Below are 1,860 nucleotides of genomic sequence, written 5' to 3'. Positions count from 1 at the left end.
CGCCGACGGGCTGCGGATCGGGATGGACGTCGTCGCCGCGGACCTGGCGATGAACGTCCGCACGCTGCGCCGACGGCTCGCCGACGAGGGGACCGGCTACCGGGCCCTGGTCGACGAGGTGCGGTTGACGCTGGCCGAGGAGCTGTTGGCGACCCGCGCGCTGTCGGTGGAGCAGATCGCCCGCCGCCTCGGTTACGGCGACGCCTCCAGCTTCGTGCGGGCGTTCACCCGCTGGACCGGGGTGCCGCCCGGCCGGTTCAGACCGGCTTGACCATCGGGAACAGGATGGTTTCCCGGATGCCCTTGCCGGTGAAGGCCATCAGCAACCGGTCCACGCCCAGACCCGCGCCGACCGTGGGGGGCATCCCGTACTCCAGGGCCCGCAGGAAGTCCTCGTCGATCTGCATCGCCTCCGGGTCCCCGCCCGCGGCCAGCAGCGACTGCTCGGTGAGCCTGCGCCGCTGTTCCACCGGGTCGATCAGCTCGGAGAAGCAGGTGCCCAGCTCCATACCGAAACCGATGAGGTCCCACTTCTCCGTCAGCAGCGGATCGTCGCGGTGCTGCCGGGTCAGCGGCGAGGTCTCCACCGGGAAGTCGCACACGAAGGTCGGCCGCACGAGCGTGTGCTCGACCAGTTCCTCGAACAGGTGCTCCACGAGCTTGCCGGGGCCCCAGGTCGCGTCCCAGGAGACGTCGACGGCGTCGGCGTGCTTGCGCAGCTCCTCGACCGGGGTGCGGGGGGTGATCTCGGTACCCAGCGCCTCGGACACCGAACCGTAGAGGGTGATCCGCGGCCATTCCCCGGCCAGGTCCACCTCGCCGTGCCGGGGACTGCGGACGACGGTGTCGCCGAACACCGCCTCCGCGGCGGCCCGCACGAGCTCCTGGGTGATCGCCATCCCGTCGGTGTAGTCGCCGTAGGCCGAGTACCACTCCAGCATCGTGAACTCGGGGTTGTGCGTGGAGTCGGCGCCCTCGTTGCGGAACGAGCGGTTGATCTCGAAGACGTTCTCGATCCCGCCCACGACGAGCCGCTTGAGGTACAGCTCCGGGGCGATCCGCAGGTACAGGTCGAGATCGTAGGCGTTGATGTGGGTGGTGAACGGCCGTGCCGTCGCCCCGCCGTGCACCGGGTGCAGCATCGGGGTCTCCACCTCGAGGAACTCGCGGCGCAACAGCACCGAGCGCAGGGCCTGTACCAGGCCCGCCCGCTGGTGTGCCAGCTGCCGCATCTCCGGGTTGACGATCAGGTCGACGTAGCGCTGCCGGACCCGCGCCTCGGGGTCGGCCAGCCCCTTGTGCTTCTCCGGCAGGGGGCGCAGGCACTTCGAGGTGAGCGTCCACTCGTCGACGAGCACGGACAGCTCGCCCCGCTTCGAGGTGATGACCTCCCCGGTAACGCCGACGTGGTCGCCGAGGTCGACGTCGTCCTTCCAGGACTGCAGCGCCTCGGCGCCGACCCGGTCGAGCGAGAGCATGATCTGGATCGCGCCGGAGGCGTCCCGGATGGTGGCGAAGCACAGCTTGCCGCCGGTGCGGGAGAGCAGGACACGGCCGGTGAGGGCGACCCGCTGCCCCGTGTGCCGGTCGGCCTCCAGGTCACCGTGCTCGTCCCGCACGGCCGCGATCGTGGTCGTGCGGGGGTAGCCGACCGGATAGGGCTCGACGCCCGCCTCGCGCAACCGCTCCAGCTTCTCCCGCCGGATGCGCATCTGTTCGGGCAGGTCGTCGTGGTACTCGTCCTGGGCGTCACTCACGGTCCCGAGTCTATCGGCCCCGCTCCGGCCCGCCGGGCACCGCCGCCGGTCACCGCCCGCGTGCGCCGAACACCAGGCGTGCGTCCGCGACGTGGGCGCTGAG

At 71.1% G+C, this 1,860-nt stretch carries 2 protein-coding genes; one reads left to right on the top strand and one right to left on the bottom strand.

What is annotated here, in order from left to right; genetic code table 11:
• A partial coding sequence (locus tag ACTIR_RS22970; RefSeq protein WP_034239532.1) for a helix-turn-helix transcriptional regulator occupies nucleotides 1-271 on the top strand: 271 nt, incomplete at its 5' end.
• On the opposite strand, the gene lysX is transcribed toward ACTIR_RS22970, so the two are convergent.
• On the bottom strand, nucleotides 258-1,757 hold the full coding sequence (gene lysX, locus ACTIR_RS0111870) for a bifunctional lysylphosphatidylglycerol synthetase/lysine--tRNA ligase LysX (protein WP_026454454.1): 1,500 nt from the start codon (nucleotides 1,755-1,757) through the stop codon (nucleotides 258-260). The two genes, ACTIR_RS22970 and lysX, sit on opposite strands and share 14 nt — an antisense overlap.
• Nucleotides 1,758-1,860: the final 103 nt, after the last annotated feature.

This window comes from Saccharomonospora iraqiensis subsp. iraqiensis (genome assembly GCF_000430445.1).
GTDB lineage: Bacteria > Actinomycetota > Actinomycetes > Mycobacteriales > Pseudonocardiaceae > Saccharomonospora > Saccharomonospora iraqiensis.
The sequence above is the reverse complement of the archived record's forward strand: the minus strand, read 5'-3'. Positions and strand labels throughout refer to the sequence as shown.